General features: G+C 33.1%; 18 protein-coding genes and 1 pseudogene. 1 reads left to right on the plus strand and 18 read right to left on the minus strand.

Going from position 1 to position 18,223, the window contains the following annotated elements:
- From ABG79_RS06230 to ABG79_RS12845, 10 genes and pseudogenes are all read right to left on the minus strand, one after another.
- Positions 1 to 170, minus strand: a pseudogene (locus ABG79_RS06230) (IS66 family transposase); the annotation flags it as partial.
- A 96-nt stretch (positions 171 to 266) separates the two neighbouring features.
- Positions 267 to 518, minus strand: a complete 252-nt coding sequence (tnpB, locus tag ABG79_RS12820) for an IS66 family insertion sequence element accessory protein TnpB (RefSeq protein ID WP_083490359.1) — start codon at positions 516 to 518, stop codon at positions 267 to 269.
- A gap of 121 nt (positions 519 to 639) precedes the next feature.
- On the minus strand, positions 640 to 822 hold the full coding sequence (gene tnpA, locus ABG79_RS06235; RefSeq protein WP_057978260.1) for an IS66 family insertion sequence element accessory protein TnpA: 183 nt from the start codon (positions 820 to 822) through the stop codon (positions 640 to 642).
- 241 nt (positions 823 to 1,063) lie between these two features.
- Complete coding sequence (locus tag ABG79_RS06240) at positions 1,064 to 1,678, minus strand: hypothetical protein (protein ID WP_057978263.1); 615 nt, start codon at positions 1,676 to 1,678, stop codon at positions 1,064 to 1,066.
- 62 nt (positions 1,679 to 1,740) lie between these two features.
- Positions 1,741 to 2,364: a hypothetical protein gene (locus ABG79_RS06245; protein ID WP_057978265.1), complete on the minus strand. Its 624-nt coding sequence runs from the start codon at positions 2,362 to 2,364 to the stop codon at positions 1,741 to 1,743.
- A 465-nt stretch (positions 2,365 to 2,829) separates the two neighbouring features.
- Positions 2,830 to 4,410 carry a recombinase family protein gene (locus ABG79_RS06250; protein WP_057978267.1) on the minus strand — a complete coding sequence of 527 codons (1,581 nt, stop codon included), beginning with the start codon at positions 4,408 to 4,410 and terminating at the stop codon, positions 2,830 to 2,832.
- Between the two features lie 18 nt (positions 4,411 to 4,428).
- Positions 4,429 to 5,244, minus strand: a complete 816-nt coding sequence (locus ABG79_RS06255) for a recombinase family protein (RefSeq protein ID WP_057978269.1) — start codon at positions 5,242 to 5,244, stop codon at positions 4,429 to 4,431.
- 667 nt (positions 5,245 to 5,911) lie between these two features.
- Complete coding sequence (locus ABG79_RS06260) at positions 5,912 to 6,286, minus strand: hypothetical protein (protein WP_057978271.1); 375 nt, start codon at positions 6,284 to 6,286, stop codon at positions 5,912 to 5,914.
- A gap of 20 nt (positions 6,287 to 6,306) precedes the next feature.
- Positions 6,307 to 6,990, minus strand: a complete 684-nt coding sequence (locus ABG79_RS06265; protein ID WP_057978273.1) for an RHS repeat-associated core domain-containing protein — start codon at positions 6,988 to 6,990, stop codon at positions 6,307 to 6,309.
- Positions 6,959 to 7,183 carry a hypothetical protein gene (locus tag ABG79_RS12845; protein WP_479722824.1) on the minus strand — a complete coding sequence of 75 codons (225 nt, stop codon included), beginning with the start codon at positions 7,181 to 7,183 and terminating at the stop codon, positions 6,959 to 6,961. The genes ABG79_RS06265 and ABG79_RS12845 overlap by 32 nt, the downstream gene beginning before the upstream one ends.
- A 172-nt stretch (positions 7,184 to 7,355) precedes the next feature.
- On the opposite strand from ABG79_RS12845, the gene ABG79_RS06270 reads away from it, so the two are divergent.
- The gene (locus ABG79_RS06270) at positions 7,356 to 7,820 is read left to right on the plus strand and encodes a pyridoxamine 5'-phosphate oxidase family protein (RefSeq protein ID WP_057978275.1); all 465 of its coding nucleotides are present in this window, start codon (positions 7,356 to 7,358) and stop codon (positions 7,818 to 7,820) included.
- Positions 7,821 to 7,931: 111 nt separating this feature from the next.
- Here ABG79_RS06270 and dnaJ read toward each other — a convergent pair whose 3' ends face one another.
- The 8 genes from dnaJ to spoIIP all read right to left on the minus strand — a co-directional run bounded on the left by dnaJ (position 7,932) and on the right by spoIIP (position 18,167).
- Positions 7,932 to 9,062 carry a molecular chaperone DnaJ gene (dnaJ, locus tag ABG79_RS06275; protein ID WP_057978277.1) on the minus strand — a complete coding sequence of 377 codons (1,131 nt, stop codon included), beginning with the start codon at positions 9,060 to 9,062 and terminating at the stop codon, positions 7,932 to 7,934.
- Positions 9,063 to 9,116: 54 nt separating this feature from the next.
- Entirely contained in the window at positions 9,117 to 10,952 is a 1,836-nt protein-coding gene (gene dnaK, locus ABG79_RS06280) for a molecular chaperone DnaK (protein WP_057978279.1), read from the minus strand.
- Between the two features lie 15 nt (positions 10,953 to 10,967).
- Positions 10,968 to 11,537, minus strand: a complete 570-nt coding sequence (gene grpE / locus ABG79_RS06285; protein WP_057978280.1) for a nucleotide exchange factor GrpE — start codon at positions 11,535 to 11,537, stop codon at positions 10,968 to 10,970.
- A 16-nt stretch (positions 11,538 to 11,553) separates the two neighbouring features.
- Positions 11,554 to 12,579 carry a heat-inducible transcriptional repressor HrcA gene (gene hrcA / locus ABG79_RS06290; protein WP_057978283.1) on the minus strand — a complete coding sequence of 342 codons (1,026 nt, stop codon included), beginning with the start codon at positions 12,577 to 12,579 and terminating at the stop codon, positions 11,554 to 11,556.
- Positions 12,580 to 12,745: 166 nt separating this feature from the next.
- Positions 12,746 to 14,035: an alpha-amylase family glycosyl hydrolase gene (locus ABG79_RS06295; protein ID WP_057978285.1), complete on the minus strand. Its 1,290-nt coding sequence runs from the start codon at positions 14,033 to 14,035 to the stop codon at positions 12,746 to 12,748.
- A 14-nt stretch (positions 14,036 to 14,049) separates the two neighbouring features.
- Complete coding sequence (hemW, locus tag ABG79_RS06300) at positions 14,050 to 15,147, minus strand: radical SAM family heme chaperone HemW (RefSeq protein WP_341408575.1); 1,098 nt, start codon at positions 15,145 to 15,147, stop codon at positions 14,050 to 14,052.
- Positions 15,147 to 16,952 (minus strand): translation elongation factor 4, encoded by a 1,806-nt coding sequence (lepA, locus tag ABG79_RS06305; protein ID WP_057978289.1) that lies wholly within the window; start codon positions 16,950 to 16,952, stop codon positions 15,147 to 15,149. The genes hemW and lepA overlap by 1 nt, the downstream gene beginning before the upstream one ends.
- A 102-nt stretch (positions 16,953 to 17,054) precedes the next feature.
- Complete coding sequence (gene spoIIP, locus ABG79_RS06310) at positions 17,055 to 18,167, minus strand: stage II sporulation protein P (RefSeq protein WP_057978291.1); 1,113 nt, start codon at positions 18,165 to 18,167, stop codon at positions 17,055 to 17,057.
- Positions 18,168 to 18,223 lie beyond the last annotated feature (56 nt).

Raw genomic sequence — 18,223 nt, forward strand, 5'->3', positions numbered from 1 at the left:
AAAGAGGCCTTAGCGTTATCTCCTGCCCTTGATGGCTGATACTCATATAGAACGATTGGTTCATGCCCATTGCCTGTTCGATACATCCACATGTAGGATTTTGTGGTTGCTTCTCGCCCTGGCTCATTTATAACTTCAAGCTCTATTTCATCTGCATGCAATACTTTCTTTGATTACTAGCTTAGGTGTAGGAGCTGTAATCATTGGAACAGTGATTCCTTCTCTTTCGCAATTACGACATGAATATATCATTGAATGGTTTTCTTTTACTTTGTCAAAAAGTTTTTGTTTGCTAAGCCTATTTCTAAACGCCTGTAATATAGCCAAAAACCATTACGTTCCCAATAAAGTATTTTAATCTTGTCGCGTTTTGAATTACAAAATACAAATATTGCATCTGAAAATGGGTCCAATTTGAAATTCATTTGAACCATGATGGCAAGTCCATCAATTGATTTGCGCATGTCAGTTTTACCGACAGCTAAATAGACATTCTGAACCTGCTTTAATTTCAGCATAATGAACTTAATGTTTTAGCAACTTCAGAGAAAAGTTCTGCGTTAAATCCTTCTGAAACCACTATTTCTGCATTGCCTATTTTTACAGTTATGGTGTTAGATATACTAACGGGATTTTCTTTCAGTTGGACCCATTGTATTTCTTCATTGTTAAACGTTTTTCTTTTTTCAGTTGCCACCTTAATTGAGAAAGCATTATCCCATTTTCTTTGCACCACTTTGGAGCTGAAAGTCCGCTTGCTTGAAAATTTTGAATCAATTCATCCCAGTTTAGATTATTTTGTCTTTGTCTAATTTCTTGCACTAATAGCACCTCCTGATGCTATTATGTCATAATTAGTTTCGCCTTTTGTAGGTGGGTAGAATTTGACGCTTACAAAGCTACTATCTTACTGTTAATATCAGCACTTAAGCATTACAATTGCTTGTAATGCTCCAAACCTCTTTACCATCAACCTGACTATGGGTTTACTGGACAGGACATTCATTCACTAAACTGCACATCCTTTCTCAGCTATAACGCAAAATTGTTAACAGTTTCTCTATCACAAATTATCACCATCGTAGTTCTTATTTTTTTTCATCATCAGATACGCTGTATATTGATTATAGAACTTTTCTTTAAAACTAATTACTTTTAACATATGTTCTTTAACTGCACTTTCATTTAGATTTGAATTTAATATAGCATCAAAAATGACAAATGTATTATTAATTTTGTAAAATGATGTTTCATAAGAAATTTCTGATTTTGTATAAATATAATTGCCATTTTCCAAAGTATTATCTTCAATAATTGTAGTTTTTACTAAAGTATTTTTATCTATTTGATATATTCCTTCTATACCATATGAGACCGATAAAATTTTATTCCCTGTTTTATCAGCTTCTTCATATTCATCTAAAGTATGTATTGGGTCAGTTACAATTTTTATTAATTTAAACTTTTGAACCAATATAGATGAATCTGGTGAATCATTAAAATAACTCGCTAGTTCGCCTAAGTTTATTTCGAAGTCTTGATTGTTGGTTGCGTTTTTAATTGTTGTTTTATTAAAATTTTTTATTAATTTGTTATATCGTTCATAAAATCCAAAATTAATAAAAATACTGATCACATTAAAAATTGTTAAAATTATTAAAAGATGCTTGCTTTTCATAAAAATCCCCATCCGTTCATATTTTTGATTATATAGTAAAGTCAGTGTATCATTTTTGTTTATTATATTGAAATTTCTGGGCCTATAACAGCTGTTTTTGAATTTAATTTTGGAAACCAACAATCTGCTGCATCAGGTCTTGTTTCATAACCCAAAAATGAGCCATCAGTATCATACATCCTATAAATTTTTGCTCCAGTAACTGCTACTCCTTTATTATATAATGTAATAGTTACTTTTTTTCTTGGCGATACTTTTGTCCCCGTAGAATACGTAAAACCACTATTGATTGTTACTGCTAAAGCCCCTCCCACTGTTGTTGAAGTCCCAACTTCTATCACTTTAATTTTATAATTAGCATCTGCTGATACCTGATAGGTGAATTCAGCTTTTATTTCTTTAAATTCATTTTGCGTATATATAGCATCAGCATACTGAGTATAACTTTGATTTATAACAGTAAATTCACCAATATAAAATTTCGTATCGTTTGTTGCCTTATAAGTTGCATCATAATGATCAAATTCATATCTAACTGTCCACATTGGAGAAACAAAAGATCTTTCTTCTGTTTTATTAGGCACGATTTCTATAGAAATATTTTTATCTTGGGCATAAACCCAATTTGTTGTTAAAAAAGCAGTTAACAAAAAAGTAGATATAATTTTACTTATAATTTTCACCATTTTTATCCACCCTCTTAACTATACTTTTAAATGATACACTGACCTTATATAAGACTTTTTCAAATTATTAATGTTTTTTAAATGTATATATTGTATTTTAGGTAATTAGATTGTAAGAATAATTTCTATATATATAAAAAAACTATATAACATTCTTCGAATCATTTTTAATATTTACTTAGTTATAATTATTGCACATTTGTTGTTGCTCTCAGGAGTAGTGAATAACTTTATTTGTAGATATTTTCAACTAATTTCCAAAGCATGTGCACACATTTCTCAACTATTTCCTACATTTTCTATTTTACCCCCCCCGCTACCAATTCTGTCAATAATAAATTTTCAACTAATTACTACATAATCATACATGTGCTTAACCCAAAAAATCCATTTATAATTTTCAAAAATAATAAATCACCCACAAAGCCACCCAAATCCTTATCTAACCTTGTAGGTGTTATCTTTTTACATCCACCACTCTATTTTCCTACCATCTTTAAACACTAAAGTTATCTTACCATCACCATTTACAACTACCCTATCAACTGTTCCAAACCAAAGCTCCTCATCAAATTCTTTGATTAATTCATCCCTTCCTTCAAGTTCCTTTATGAACTCTAATATTTTCTCCTTCTTAACCTTTTTTTCGAACCTTTTATCATTTGTCCTTTCTATTTCACTTTTAATTCCTTCATACTTATTAACTAACTCATCATACCTTTCAATATACTTTCCTTGGTCTATTTTACTTCGAGCATTTTCTTCAACACATTTTCTTATCATTTCAGATATTACCTCAAGCTCACCCTTAAGTTTTTCTGTTTCTTTATCAAGCTTTGATGTGTCTGTCAATTCCTTTATAACTTCCTCATACCCTTTTAATATTTCTTCCTTATTTTCAATAAATCCATTAAACACTTCAACAAAAGCCTTCTTTATTTTATCTTCATAAATATGTGGTGTTTTGCACCTTTTATCATTTTTAAACTTATTATTGCACTGCCATTTTACCCTTCTATATTTACTCGTAGAGTGCCAAACCTTCCTGCCGTAGAAACTTCCGCAGTTGCCACATATAATCTTCCCTGAAAAAAAGCTCCCTCCTGTCTTATAACCCTTTACTTCTTTTCTTTTTTTAATTTCATCCTGGACCAAATCAAATACTTCAGATGGAATTATTGCCGGATGGCTGTTTTCTACATAATACTGTGGAACTTCTCCTTCATTTTTCTTTACCTTCTTTGTTAGGAAATCTACTGTAAAAGTTTTTTGAAGTATTGCATCGCCTTTGTATTTTTCATTTTGAAGTATACTTAAAACTGTGCTCTGAGGCCACACTTTTCTACCTGCTGGTGTTTTTACTTTATTCTCTGTTAAATACTTTGCTATGCTTAGTGCAGTTTTCCCTTCTAAAAACATTCTATATATTAACCTTACAATCTCAGCTTCTTCCTCTACTATCTTTGGATAGCCATCTTCTCCTTTTGTGTAGCCTAAAAAGTGTTTGTATGGAAGGCTCACCTTCCCATCTGCAAATCTTTTTCTTTGTCCCCAGGTTACGTGTTCACTAATTGACCTTGATTCTTCCTGTGCTAGGGAGCTCATTATTGTAATTAAAAGTTCTCCTTTGCTGTCTAAAGTATATATATTCTCTTTTTCAAAGTATACTTCCACACCTTTTTCTTTAAGTTTTCTGACTGTTGTTAATGTATCTACTGTATTTCTTGCAAATCTGCTTACCGACTTTGTTATTATAAGGTCTATCTTGCCATTTAGTGCATCTTCAATCATTCTATTGAATCCTTCTCTCTTTTTAGTGCTTGTTGCTGATATTCCTTCGTCTGAATACACTCCAACAAATCTCCAAGAAGGGTTTGATTTTATATATCTTGTGTAGTGGTCAACCTGAGCCTCATAACTTGAAAGCTGTTCATCGTTATCTGTCGATACTCTTGCATATGCAGCTACTCTTTTTATAGATGTTTCTATTTGTTCTTTAGAATATCTGTTTATCGTTGCTGGTATTACTGTAACTGCTCTTGCCATAGGCTAACTCCTCCCTTTTTAATAGTCCCATTCCTTTTCTATTTTTTCATCATTATATTTTACAAATAATAGTTGTCTTGGCCCTGAAACATGAATTTCTTTTATATTTTTAGATATAAAATCTTCATCAAATTCCCTTATATTTAATACTTCCAAGGTTAACTTTATTAAAACATCTTCAGGAACCTGCTTTGATTGGCATGTATCCTTACCATATTTCAAATAAGTTGAGCAGTTCCAAGTAATCTTTTTATGGTTTGTTTTGCGTCTATATTTTTTACCGCATATACTGCATATAATTTTTCCTGAAAATATATGACTTGAAGGTTCTTTTAGAGATGAATACCTTAATCTTCTTTCTTCTAATATTTCTTGTGCCTTTTGAAATGTTTCTAAATCGATTATTGCTGGATGTGTTTCCTCTGCATAGTATTTTGGAAGATAACCTGTATTTCTAACTAAAGCCTTTGTTAGATGGTCCTTTACATATTTTTTCTGCAAAAGTGCATTTCCTGTGTATTTTTCATTCTTTAATATTTCTACAACCCTTTCAGAGTTCCATTTGCCTCCCCTTATTTTCTCTATTCCCATTTCTCTTAGCATCTTTGCTATTTTAGTTGCACCCATTCCATTTATATAGTCATGAAAAATCATTCTAACTATTTTTGCCTCATCCTCATTGATTTCTATTTTTCCTTTTTCTATCCTGTATCCATACATAAACCTAAGATTTACAAGTTCTCCTTCTTTAAATCCTTTTCTTATTCTCCATTTAATATTTTCACTAACTGACCTACTTTCTTCTTGAGCAAAAGATGCGAGGATAGTTAGCATAAGCTCTCCATCCCCGCTTAGGCTGTGAATATTCTCTTTTTCAAAATATACATCTACAAAAAATCAAAAAAGCCCTGATTTCTCAAGGCTTTGCATACATTGTATCAAATTAATAGTTCAAATATGTCTTTGGACGATGATTTTGATACAAGATTTAAATTTACTTTAATTATCAAAAACTAAGGCACTAAAACTAAATATTAACTCAAAGTTGTAACAAAAGCGTTCTGTAATATACCATCTCTTTTTTTACTAGAAATTTTTAAAAACTCTTAATCAGTTTTTTGATTATTTCAAAGAAAGAAGGTTAAATTAATTTACACGGAATTTTTTACTGTCTCTTCATTAGACAATTAAGCTTAGTAACGAAATCAAAGACTATATTTCCAGGCGATGAGTCTTTTAGTGTCAAAATATAATTAATAAATTGACCCAAAGATATAGAAATTTGGACATGGTATTAAATCAATAAATGATAATGTATCCAGAAAGAGTGGAGAATATTATAAAATAATACACTCTCCGCAAAAAAATTTTTTAATGTTAAACCTTGGTCGACCTAGATCTCCCATGGTTTTCTTCTAAACCCAAAGTCCAAACTACAAACAAAGAGGACAAAATTTTTATTTTTCATGAAACATTTATACAAAAATTCTCCCATTCTTAATCAATATTTTTCATTATATGTTACCTTTGATGTAATTATTCTAATTTTATCGCCTGAATTCAATATAATTATAAATTCAAAACAGTCATTATCTATACATTCACGACCTTCAAAACGACTTGATATTAGCGAATCATCATTAATCATTATATCACTAATATAAATTCCTTCCCCCCAAGGTTCATACATACTAATATCAAAATAATAAACATTATCTAAAATTAATTCTATAAATTTTTTATCATTGTTTTTCATTATAAATGAAATAGGTATTATTATCATATGTTGATCATAATCACAAATGATTTTTTTTATCTCGCCATCATGCAAATAAAGTTTTCTTAGTCTATCTTTTGTTTTTTTAGTTATTTCCATATTCTCACTCCCTAGAAGATTTATGGTATCCTTTGCCCGGGCTTTATATGTGTATCTCCAGTATCAGGATGGGGCATTCTATTCTTTCCATCTGGCGTATAATGATAATGATCACCATATTTTGCATCTGCATTCCATTCATAAATAGCTTTACCTGTTGTAGGATCATGCCATTTAATTATTTTACCTTTATTATATTCTTTTCTAATTAAACCTTTAGGATTAAATTTGTTTGGATCTTGTGGGAATGTATTCTTAAAATTGACCAATCCATTATTAGCATTATTTTTCATTCCTTGCCATATAAAACCCTTAGTAAATTTAAAAGTCTCATAAATAAATATTACAGTTATTGTAACGTCTACAGCTTCATATATAAATTCATCTAGTCTAAAATTAACACCACTTTGTTTTCTTTTAAAAACATCTGATTTAGGTCTATTTCCATCAATATCAATCAGATTTACTGTGTTATTCAAACAATAAGCAAATAAGTTTGCTGTCAATAATTTACCAATACTAATATTTTTAACATCATCCGCATTAACAAACCTACCCCACTCAGGATTGTAATACCTACTTTGAGGATAATAAAGCTTCGTCTCTTCATCATATCTATATCCTCTATATCTATATGGATTCTTAACCCCTACAGTTGTTGCAAGGCTTCCGTCAATAGAGATAACATTCCCCCCAGCTATCATAGGTATAGGTTACAACTTCATCCCCGTTTGCGTCGATTAAGGCTACAATATCCCCTTGCCCGTTCCTTATATAGTAATATTCTACCCCATTTAAGTTCATTGAAACAAGGTTGTCTTGGCTATCGTAGGAATAATGGATTGTATCGGTGCCGTTTGTTTCAAGAATAACTTTATCGCCTAATAGGTAATATATTGTTGCAGCTACATTTACAGTTTTTTCAGTCCTTTTTTGGTTTTCAAGGGTTCCTGCTGTTTAGGGATACTCTAACAAGCCCCTTATGAAATATATGAATATTTATAAAAATGTTATATAATTATTATAACACATTGTTTTGAGCGATTGATATGATAAGGAGATGATAGTTTTGTTTAAAGAAATCAGAAGAAAAGACAGACAAATTACAAGAGAAGAAGCAGAAAAAATTTTAAAAAATGGAGAATACGGCATTTTTTCAACCTGTGATGGAAAATTTCCCTATGGTGTTCCGGTTAACTATGTTTATTTCAACGACTGTATTTATTTTCACTGTGCAAAAGAAGGACATAAGCTTTCTAATATAGAGTTAAATCCAAACGTTTCATTCTGCGTTGTGGGAAGAACTCAGCTCCTTCCTGATAAATTCAGCACAATTTATGAAAGTGCTATACTTTTTGGAACAGCAATTCTCGTTGAGGGGGATGAAAAAAGAACTGCTCTTTTAGAACTTATTAAAAAATACAGCCCAGATTTTTTAGAGCCAGGCATCGAATACATAAACCGTGCATCTGAAAATACCTATGTTGTTAAAATAGAAATACTCAATTTAACTGGAAAGGCAAGAAAGGCATAAAAAACGCTCCTACTTATGGTTTTAAGTTTATATTAACTCTTTACCATAAGTGGAGCATTTCATATTTATTGGTCTTTACCTTTGAAAGTTTAATCCAATGCTGGACAGCTTTCAAACACCAAAAGCATCCTTAAATTTATCTACGAATGATTTTTTATGCTCTGCAGTTTCTCCGAACTCTTCCGCCAGCTTAACAAGAAGCTCTCTTTGTCTATCATTAAGCTTCTTTGGAATTTCAACCTTTACTTCAAAATACAAATCTCCTCTTATTGTGCTCTTAATTTTAGGAATTCCCTTTCCCTTCAGCCTTATAACAGTTCCAGGCTGAGTCCCTTCTGGAAGAGTATACTTTTCTTCTCCCTCAAGAGTTGGAACCAAAATTTCTCCACCTAATGTAGCCTTTGTGATGCTTACTGGGATAGTGCAGTATATATCACTGCCTTGCCTTTTGAATATCTTATGCGGTCTAACATTAATATGAAGATATAAGTCCCCTGCTGGGCCTCCCTTTGAACCTGGTTCACCTTCTCCTCGTAATGGTATTGTCATTCCACTGTCAACACCAGCTGGAATGTTTACAGAAATAATCTTTTTCTTCCTTACCTTTCCCCTGCCGCCGCATACATTACATGGATGTTCAATAATTTTTCCTTCTCCATGGCACTTGTCGCATGTATTTATGCTGACAAAGCTTCCAAGTGGAGTTCTTCTTTCCACCTTGATTTGACCTGTTCCATGGCATTTATCGCAGGTTTTTGTTGATGTCCCTGGTTTTGCTCCTGTTCCGCTACACACTTCACAGGTTTCATGCCTGAATATTTCTACATCCTTTTTAGCCCCAAAGGCTGCCTCTTCAAAGGATAAATTAAGTGTATACTCTAAATCTGCACCCTTCTGAGGGCCAGTTCTTTGCCTTCTGCCCCCACCAAAGAAATCTCCGAAAATATCACCAAATATATCCCCAAAACCGCCAAAACCTTCAAATCCTCCAAAGCCTCCAAAGCCTTCAAATCCCTGACCATTAAAATCAGCTGTTCCAAACTGGTCATATTGTGCCTTCTTTTGAGGGTCTGAAAGAACCTGATATGCTTCATTTATCTCTTTAAACTTTTCCTCTGCTTCTTTATTCCCTGGGTTTCTATCCGGATGATACTGAAGGGCTAGCTTCCTAAATGCCTTTTTTATATCTTCGTCGGATGCGTTTTTGTCTACTCCAAGTATTTGATAATAATCCTTTGCCATATAGTCACCACCTTCCACATACAGAAAAGAGGGATTTTAATCCCTCTTAAAGCATTACTTGTCGTCCTTTACGTCGTAATCTACATTTATATCTCCATCGTTTTGGTTGTTTGCACCTTGGTTAAATCCTTCAAATCCCTGACCAGCGTTTGGATTGTTTTGTGCGTAAATTCTTGATGAAATTTCATAGAAGGATTGAGTCAATTCATCCGAAGCCTTCTTTATGGCTTCAACATCATTTCCACTCATTGCGTCTCTTACAGCCTTAATCTTCTCTTCTATCTTGCTCTTTTCATCTGCTGTTAATTTATCTCCTAAATCCTTCATTGTCTTTTCTGTTTGATATATTAAATTATCTGCGTTATTTCTTGCTTCTATTTCTTCTTTTCTCTTTCTATCTTCTTCTGCAAATTTTTCAGCTTCCTTTACTGCTCTTTCAACTTCATCATCTGAAAGGTGTGTTGATGCAGTTATTGTAATCTTTGCATCCTTTCCTGTTCCTAAATCCTTTGCTGAAACATTTAAAATACCGTTAGCATCTATATCAAATGTAACTTCTATCTGTGGAATTCCTCTTGGAGCAGGTGGAATTCCTGAAAGAGTAAATCTTCCAAGAGTCTTGTTGTCCCTTGCCATTGGTCTTTCGCCTTGAAGAACGTGTATTTCAACTGATGTCTGGCCATCTGCTGCAGTTGAGAATATCTGACTCTTCTTTGTTGGTATCGTTGTGTTTCTTGGGATAAGAGTTGTAAATACTCCTCCAAGAGTTTCGATACCAAGTGAAAGCGGAGTAACGTCAAGCAGCAATAAATCCTTTACTTCTCCAGTTAGAACACCAGCTTGAATAGCAGCACCTACTGCAACTGCTTCGTCTGGATTTATTCCCTTCGTTGGTTCTTTTCCTGTAAAGTTCTTTACTGCATCCTGAATTGCTGGTATTCTTGTTGAACCACCAACAAGTATAACCTTGTCAATATCGTTCATTGTAAGTCCAGCATCTCTGAGAGCATTTCTCATAGGTTCTATTGTAGCTTCAACAAGGTCGGCAGTTAATTCATTGAACTTTGCTCTTGTTAAAGACATATTAATATGTTTTGGACCTGTTGCATCTGCAGTTATAAATGGAAGGTTTATTTCTGTTTGAGTCATTTGTGAAAGTTCAATTTTAGCCTTTTCAGCAGCTTCCTTTAATCTTTGAAGCGCCATTTTGTCGTTTCTTAAATCAATGCCTGTTTCAGCTTTAAATGTATTTATTATGTGGTCCATAATCCTTTGGTCAAAGTCATCTCCACCAAGGTGAGTATTTCCGTTAGTTGACTTAACTTCAAATACTCCATCGCCAATTTCAAGTATTGAAACGTCGAACGTTCCACCGCCAAGGTCGTATACAAGTATTTTATGATTTTTATCCATCTTGTCAAGGCCGTAAGCAAGTGATGCAGCTGTTGGTTCGTTAATAATTCTTAATACATCAAGTCCTGCAATCTTACCAGCGTTCTTAGTTGCCTGTCTTTGGCTGTCATTAAAGTATGCTGGAACTGTTATAACAGCTTGTGTAACAGGTTCTCCAAGGTAAGCTTCTGCATCAGCCTTAAGCTTCATTAGAATCATAGCTGAAATTTCTTCTGGGCTGTATTCCTTGTCATCGATTTTTACTCTGTAGTTTGTTCCCATATGTCTTTTGATTGATATGATTGTCTTATCTGGGTTTGTTATTGCCTGTCTTTTAGCAACCTGGCCTACTATTCTTTCTCCATTTGGTTTGAAACCTACAACAGATGGAGTAGTTCTTCCACCTTCTGCATTTGGTATAACTACTGGCTCTCCACCTATCATAACAGCAACGCATGAATTGGTAGTTCCTAAGTCAATTCCTATTACCTTTCCCATAACTCATCCTCCTTTTTAATTAGCTACTTTTACCAAGCTATATCTTATAATTTTATCTTTATATTTATAACCTTTTTGGAAAACTTCAACTATTGTGTTTTCCTCAAAGTTTTCATCCTCAATGTGCATTATTGCATTGTGAAAATCAGGATTAAACTTTTCGCCATCAGCCTTTATCTCCTCTACGCCCAACTTTTGAAGCGTATCCTTAAAAATCTTTAGTATCATCTGAACACCTTCTAAAAGAGCATTTTTATCTTCACTATCAGAATATTGAGTTGCCCTTTCAAGATTATCAAGAACTGGCAAAAGCTCCTTTACAGCATCTGCAAATCCATCATCATATATCGTTTCCTTTTCCCTTTGTGTTCTCTTTCTAAAATTATCAAAGTCTGCCATGGTTCTTTTTAATAGGTCTAATGTTTCCTGATACTGTGTTTCCTTCTCCATCAATTTTTTATTTAACTCCTCAATCTCATTATTATTTTCTGAATCTTCTTCTGCAGTTTGCTCTTCAATCTTTTCTTCATTTAATTCAGCATTTTCATTCTGCTCTAATTCGTTTAAATTTTGTTCCTGAGACATTAACTTCACCACCCTGTTAGAAAGTATTTCTTAATATGTCGTTAAGATTGTCAGCAATATATTTTAATATACCTATTACCTTTGAATAATCCATTCTTGTAGGTCCAATAACGCCAATTGTCCCTACTACTTTATTTCCAACCATATAGGATGCTCTTACTATGCTGCAGTCCTTAACTTCAGCATTTTCATTTTCACTACCTATAGAAACCTTTAGATAGTCCGAATCATCAGCTAAAATATCTATTAATGTATCCTTCTTTTCAAGAAGCCCTAAAAAGCTTTTTGCCTTATTTATGTCGTTGTATTCAGGATATCTGAAAATATTTGTCGTGCCTTCCAGGTAAACATCGCAATCTACAGATTTCAATGATTCATACAAGACAGGTATTATGGCATTTAATATTTCATGATAACCCTTAAGCTCCAAAAGTATTTGGCTTATAACAGACAAATCAATTTGCTCTATCGATAGTCCCCTTAATTTATCATTCAACAGATTATTAATTTTTATTAATGTATCGTATTCTATTTTTCTTGGCAGCTTTACAACTACATGTTTAATAACAGCTGTGTCGGTTATTATTATTGCAAGAACGTCGGTTTCATTGATCTGAGCCAATTGTATAGATTTTAGTGAACTTCTTCTAACTGAAGGAGATAATACAGCTGCTGTATAGCTTGTAACTTCAGATAAAAGCTTTGTTGTTCTTTTTATAATGTTGTCAATTTCACATAAAGTTACTAATTGCAGAATCTTTTTAATTTCATTTTCTTCTTCCTTTGTTGGGTTTTTAATGTTTATCAGTTTATCAACATAATATCTATAACCCAAATCCGAAGGAATTCTTCCTGCTGATGTATGAGGCTGTTCCAAAAAACCCAATTCCTCTAAATCAGCCATTTCATTTCTAATGGTGGCGGAGCTAATTCCCATCTCATACTTTTTAGCTATTGTTCTTGAGCCAACTGGTTCTGCTGTCTCAATGTAGTCGTCGATAATTGCCTTTAGTATGTGTTTTTTTCTTTCGCCAATATCCATGCTGCCACCTCCTTTACCCTTGTTAGCACTCTTTAACAGTGAGTGCTAACTCTAAAATAAAAAATATCACTTCTGTTTTAATTTGTCAATATATTCTATAAAAAATATTTTAAAAAAGGCTGCCTCGATGCAGTAGTTCTGTTAAATCGAGGCAGCTTTTATTGTATTATATTTCAATTATAATTGGACTTGATTTGAGTTTTATCTTGCCATTATATACTTCAATATCTTCGTTTGATATTAAGTTAGAATATATTCCATCCTCTAAATCTAATTTAATTTCTCCCTCATGTTTTCCAACATTGAAAATTCCTATAAGTTTGTTATCACCTAATGAATATGTAGCCAAAATAACATCCATATTATCAACAAGGCCTATTCGGTAGTTTCCCTTTGCCATAATTTCTTTCTTCTTAATATTTGAAAGGCGTTTCATATATTCTACAAAATCCTGATTTAGCCCACTCCAATCAACTTTATCGATTTCAAATAAACTTGGTGTATTGGAATCCTGTGCTTCCTGTCCAGCATAAATCAACGTTGCTCCCTTCTGAAAATAAATAAAAGCCGTCCATGTTTTAAGAAGCACTTCATCAGGAATGATTTTTTTTGCCCTCGGCTGGTCATGATTTTCTAAAAATCTAAGTTTAACATAATTTGCAGGGTATATTGCCTCTTGCAGTTGCAATCTTTTAATATATTCTTTTAATCCATTCGTCCCTTTAAAATAACCCATGAACTCATCATGGACATCATAGTCATAGCAAATATCAAAGGCTTGGAAAACTTCGCTATCCGAAAGTGCATTGAATCCATTTTCCCTCATATGAATTATAAAGCCGGGGTGAACGCTTTCAGCAAGAAATATAGCATCCTTGTTTATTTTTAAAACCTCTTCTCTTGCTTTTAACCAAAATTCAATAGGTAGTAATGAAGCAACATCGCATCTGAAGCCATCTACTCCAAGTGAAACCCAGTATTTCAAAGTTTCTATTTGATAATCCCATAATTCAATATTTGAATAATCTAAATCTACAACATCTGTCCATTCTCCAACTCTGTTGCCCATTTTTCCATCAGGCTTTTTATAAAAGTATTCTGGATGATTTACAGCAAGATAAGAATCCGGAGATGTGTGGTTATAAACAACATCAATTATACACTTCATCCCTAAAGTATGTATTTTGCTTAAAAGTCTTTTAAAATCTTCTAAAGTCCCATACTCAGGATTTACATCTCTATAATCTTTTATAGCATAAGGACATCCTAAAGTTCCTTTTTTGTTTACAACCCCTATTGGATGAATAGGCATAAGCCAAATTATATCTGCTCCTAAGTCCTTAATTCTTTCCAAATCGTCTTCAACATCTTTGAAAGTGCCGTTTTTGCCATGATTTCTTACATAAACTGAGTAAATAATTTTATTCCTTAAAGTTACATCTGTTTCCCTTGACATATTAATCCCCCCGATTATATAAACTTTTCGAAAACATAATTTGCAACATCAAGTCCTTTGGTAGTAAGCTTTATATATTTACCATCGTCTATTACCAGTTCCTTTTTTATCAATTCTTCCAATACATTACCATACACATTAATAATATCTTTATTAAATCTCTGTGTAAATACCTTTTTTGAAACTCCTTGTATTTTTCGTAATCCTAAAAACATAAATTCAGACATTTCCTCTTCTGTCGATATAAATGTTTTATCCTCATAAATATTTTTTTCAACATCTTGTATATATCTTTTTATATCAGCAGCATTTGAATATCTATAGTGGTCGATAAACGAATGGGCCGCTGCTCCAACGCCATAGTATTCCTCTTCGTTCCAATAGGTTAAATTGTGGATGCATTCAAAGCCGAGATATGAAAAATTTGATATCTCATAGTGTTCATAACCTTTTTCCTTTAAAAAATCAATTGCAAAGTGATACATACTTCTGTCTATATCCTCATCTGCAATATCAAGTTGGCCCTTTTCAAACAAATCATAAAATTGGGTTCCCTCTTCAATAATCAAACTATAGCAGGAAATGTGTTCTGGTCTTAAATCTGTTATCCTTTTTAATGTTTCCTTCCAATCTTCTAATGTCTGTCCAGGTATGTCAAACATCAAATCAACATTAATGTTGTTAAATCCTATTTTTCTGGCCAATTCAAAATTCTTCAAAAATTCTTCAAACGAATGTATCCTTCCTAACCTTTCAAGGAGTCTATCCTGAACAGTCTGAAGCCCAAAGGATAATCTGTTTACTCCATTGTCCTTTAGAATCAACAGTTTTTCGATATCGACTGTTCCTGGATTTGCCTCTATTGTAAACTCAGCGGCACTAAATTTCGAAAGCCTTTTCAATAGTCTTTCAAGGTTAAAATTAGACAAAACGGTGGGGGTTCCCCCACCGATGAATATCGATTTTAATTTTATTTCTTCTATTCTGTCTATTTCCTTTAAAAGAGCATCAATGTAAATATCCTGTGAAGTAAAATCAGTTATTGAATAAAAGTCACAATACAAACATTTTCTTTTGCAGTATGGGACATGAACATAAAGCACTCTTTCCATCATTCCACCTTCAATACAGCCATAAATGCTTCCTGCGGAACTTCAACAGTTCCTATTTGCTTCATCCTCTTTTTACCTTCCTTTTGCTTTTCAAGAAGCTTTTTCTTTCTCGAAATATCTCCTCCATAGCATTTAGCAAGAACGTCCTTGCGCATAGCTTTTACTGTTTCCCTTGCTATAATCTTTGCTCCTACAGCAGCTTGAATTGGTATTTCAAACAACTGCCTTGGAATTATTTCCTTAAGTTTTTCAGCTATTGCTCTTCCTCTTTGATATGCTCTTTCCTTAGGAACAATTTGGGATAGAGCATCAACTATGTCTCCATTTAACAATATATCAAGCTTAACAAGTTCTGATTCCTTGTATCCAATTAATTCATAATCTAGTGAAGCATACCCCTTTGTTCTTGATTTCAATGCATCAAAGAAATCGTATATTATTTCATTTAACGGCATTTCATAGTGAAGCATAACTCTTGTTGTCTCAATATATTCCATATTCTTGAATTCGCCTCTTTTGTTCTGGCAAAGGTCCATTACAGCTCCGACAAAATCAGAAGGAGTTATAATAGTTGCCTTTACATATGGCTCCTCCATATAGTCTATTTCAGTTGGAGAAGGCATATTTGTTGGATTTGTAAGCTCAATAACTTCACCGTCAGTCTTTGTAATTTTATAAATAACGCTTGGTGCTGTTGTTACAAGGTCTAGGTTGTATTCCCTTTCAAGTCTCTCCTGTATAATTTCCATGTGTAAAAGCCCTAAGAATCCACATCTAAATCCAAATCCCAATGCAACTGATGTTTCAGGCTCAAAGACAAGCGCTGCATCATTAAGCTGCAGTTTTTCAAGTGCTTCCTTTAATTCCTCATATTTTGCACTGTCTGTTGGATAAAAACCTGAGTAAACCATAGGAATTGCTGGTCTGTAGCCCGGCAATGGCTCGCTTGCCTCTCTTCCCGCTTCAGTTATAGTATCCCCTACTCTTGCATCCCTTACATTTTTAATGCTTGCACAAACATATCCAACATCGCCAGCCTTAAGCTCTTCTACTTCCATATATGAAGGTCTGAATATACCTACTTCAGTTACTTCATATTCCTTTTTAGAAGCCATAAGCTTTATCTTCATTCCTTTTTTAATAGTTCCTTCCTTTACCCTTACATAGCTTATAACTCCTTTATATGAGTCGTAATAACTGTCAAATATCAAAGCTCTCAATGGAGCATCTTCATCTTCAGTTGGGCATGGAATCTTTTCAACAATTGCCTTTAAAACATCTTCTATACCTAGTCCAACCTTTGCAGAAATGAGTGGAGCATCTGAACAATCAAGTCCTATTATATCTTCTATTTCCTTTTTAATCTCATCAGGCCTTGCGCTTGGCAAATCAATCTTATTGATTACTGGTATAATCTCTAAATCGTGGTCAAGCGCCAGATAGCAGTTAGCAAGCGTCTGAGCCTGAATGCCCTGTGTAGCATCTACAACCAAAAGAGCCCCTTCGCATGCAGCAAGGCTTCTTGAAACCTCATAGTTAAAATCGACATGTCCTGGAGTGTCGATTAAGTTTAAAATATACTCCTCTCCATCTTCTGCATGATGAACAAGACGAATTGCCTGAGCCTTTATAGTTATACCACGTTCCTTTTCAAGCTCCATAGTGTCAAGAACCTGGTCTTCCATTTCTCTTTTAGTAAGCGTTCCAGTTGTCTCAATCAATCTATCCGCTAATGTAGATTTACCATGGTCAATGTGTGCTATTATACAAAAATTTCTAATCTTCTTTTGTCTATCACTTGGCATAGTTATCCTCCTTGTGGTAGAATACGTTTACTTCATCCTTTGATTCGCTATTAAATTATTATATATTAAATATTAAAATCTGTAAATAAAACAAAAGCAAGATTAATTAATGTTTTGTGCTATTGCCCTTGCAAGTATTTGTGCAGTATTAATTGCTTCCTCAAGGCTATTTTCCGTAGAGCCCACCTCTATTAGTATTATTTTAGATGACAGGTCCTGATTATAGTGCAGCTTTGACTGCTTATACATTATTCCCCTCGAAAACCCTGGATAAAGCAAATTAAGGGTATCATTAATCTTGGAGGTAGTAATATTGTTTTTAGTATGATTTTTGTTTAATGTATCAACCACAAACATAACTCTTGCATAGGATTTATCCTTTATAATCGCAGTAGTTTTACTTCTTGAAACACTTGCATCCCTATGCAAATCAATTATAATCTGAAACGTATTGTATTTTTTTAGATACTTTTGAACTGTAGGTCTTGATTTAGAATAAGCCCCTTCTCTCTTTGGCACATCATGATATGTTGTATCATGTATTGTTGCAATTCCGTATTTTTCTTCAAGTTCTTTCTTCAATTCATCCCCAACTCTAATCAAATTATACTTTGAATCGGTTGTAAAATTCTTAACATTGCCATCCTTGTTATATGTTTCAGTTGTATGCGTATGATAGATTAAAACGAGTGGTTTTCGAGGGTCCAATTTTTTCTTTTTAGGAGAGCTCAAATTTTTTTCATCTATCACCTTAATGTCTTCATTTTGATTTGTATTTTCCGTTTGCTGCTGTTTATCCTGCTCCTCTTCATTTTGTTCTATTTTTTCTTCATCGTCTAAATCCTCTTCAACTCTTGGGACAACGATTACAGGTCCTTCCTCTTTTGCAAGAAGTATCTGCTTATCTATTTGATTTATCAGTGGAATTTCAAGTGCAATTACACTCTTTAAATCATAAATATCGATTCCAGTTAGGTATTTTATTATTATGCTTGATGTATTTATTTTTTCACTATCTTCCTCAACATCATAATATGTAAAAATATTTGTTGAATTATTGATTAAAAAAGTATAAAGGTTCTTTTTATATTGCTCGCCTAAGCTTAATAGTATTACTGGAAACATTAACGACAGCATCGTCTTAAAAGCCCAAAGTGCAATAATAAATTTAATTATATTTTCTAAAATTAAATTCCAATCTAACCTCTTATGCATACCCATCTTCCCCTTTGCAATTCACTCGTAATATTTATATGATTTAAATTTTAAAG

It is taken from the genome of Caloramator mitchellensis (genome assembly GCF_001440545.1).
In the GTDB taxonomy this organism is placed as follows: domain Bacteria; phylum Bacillota; class Clostridia; order Clostridiales; family Caloramatoraceae; genus Caloramator; species Caloramator mitchellensis.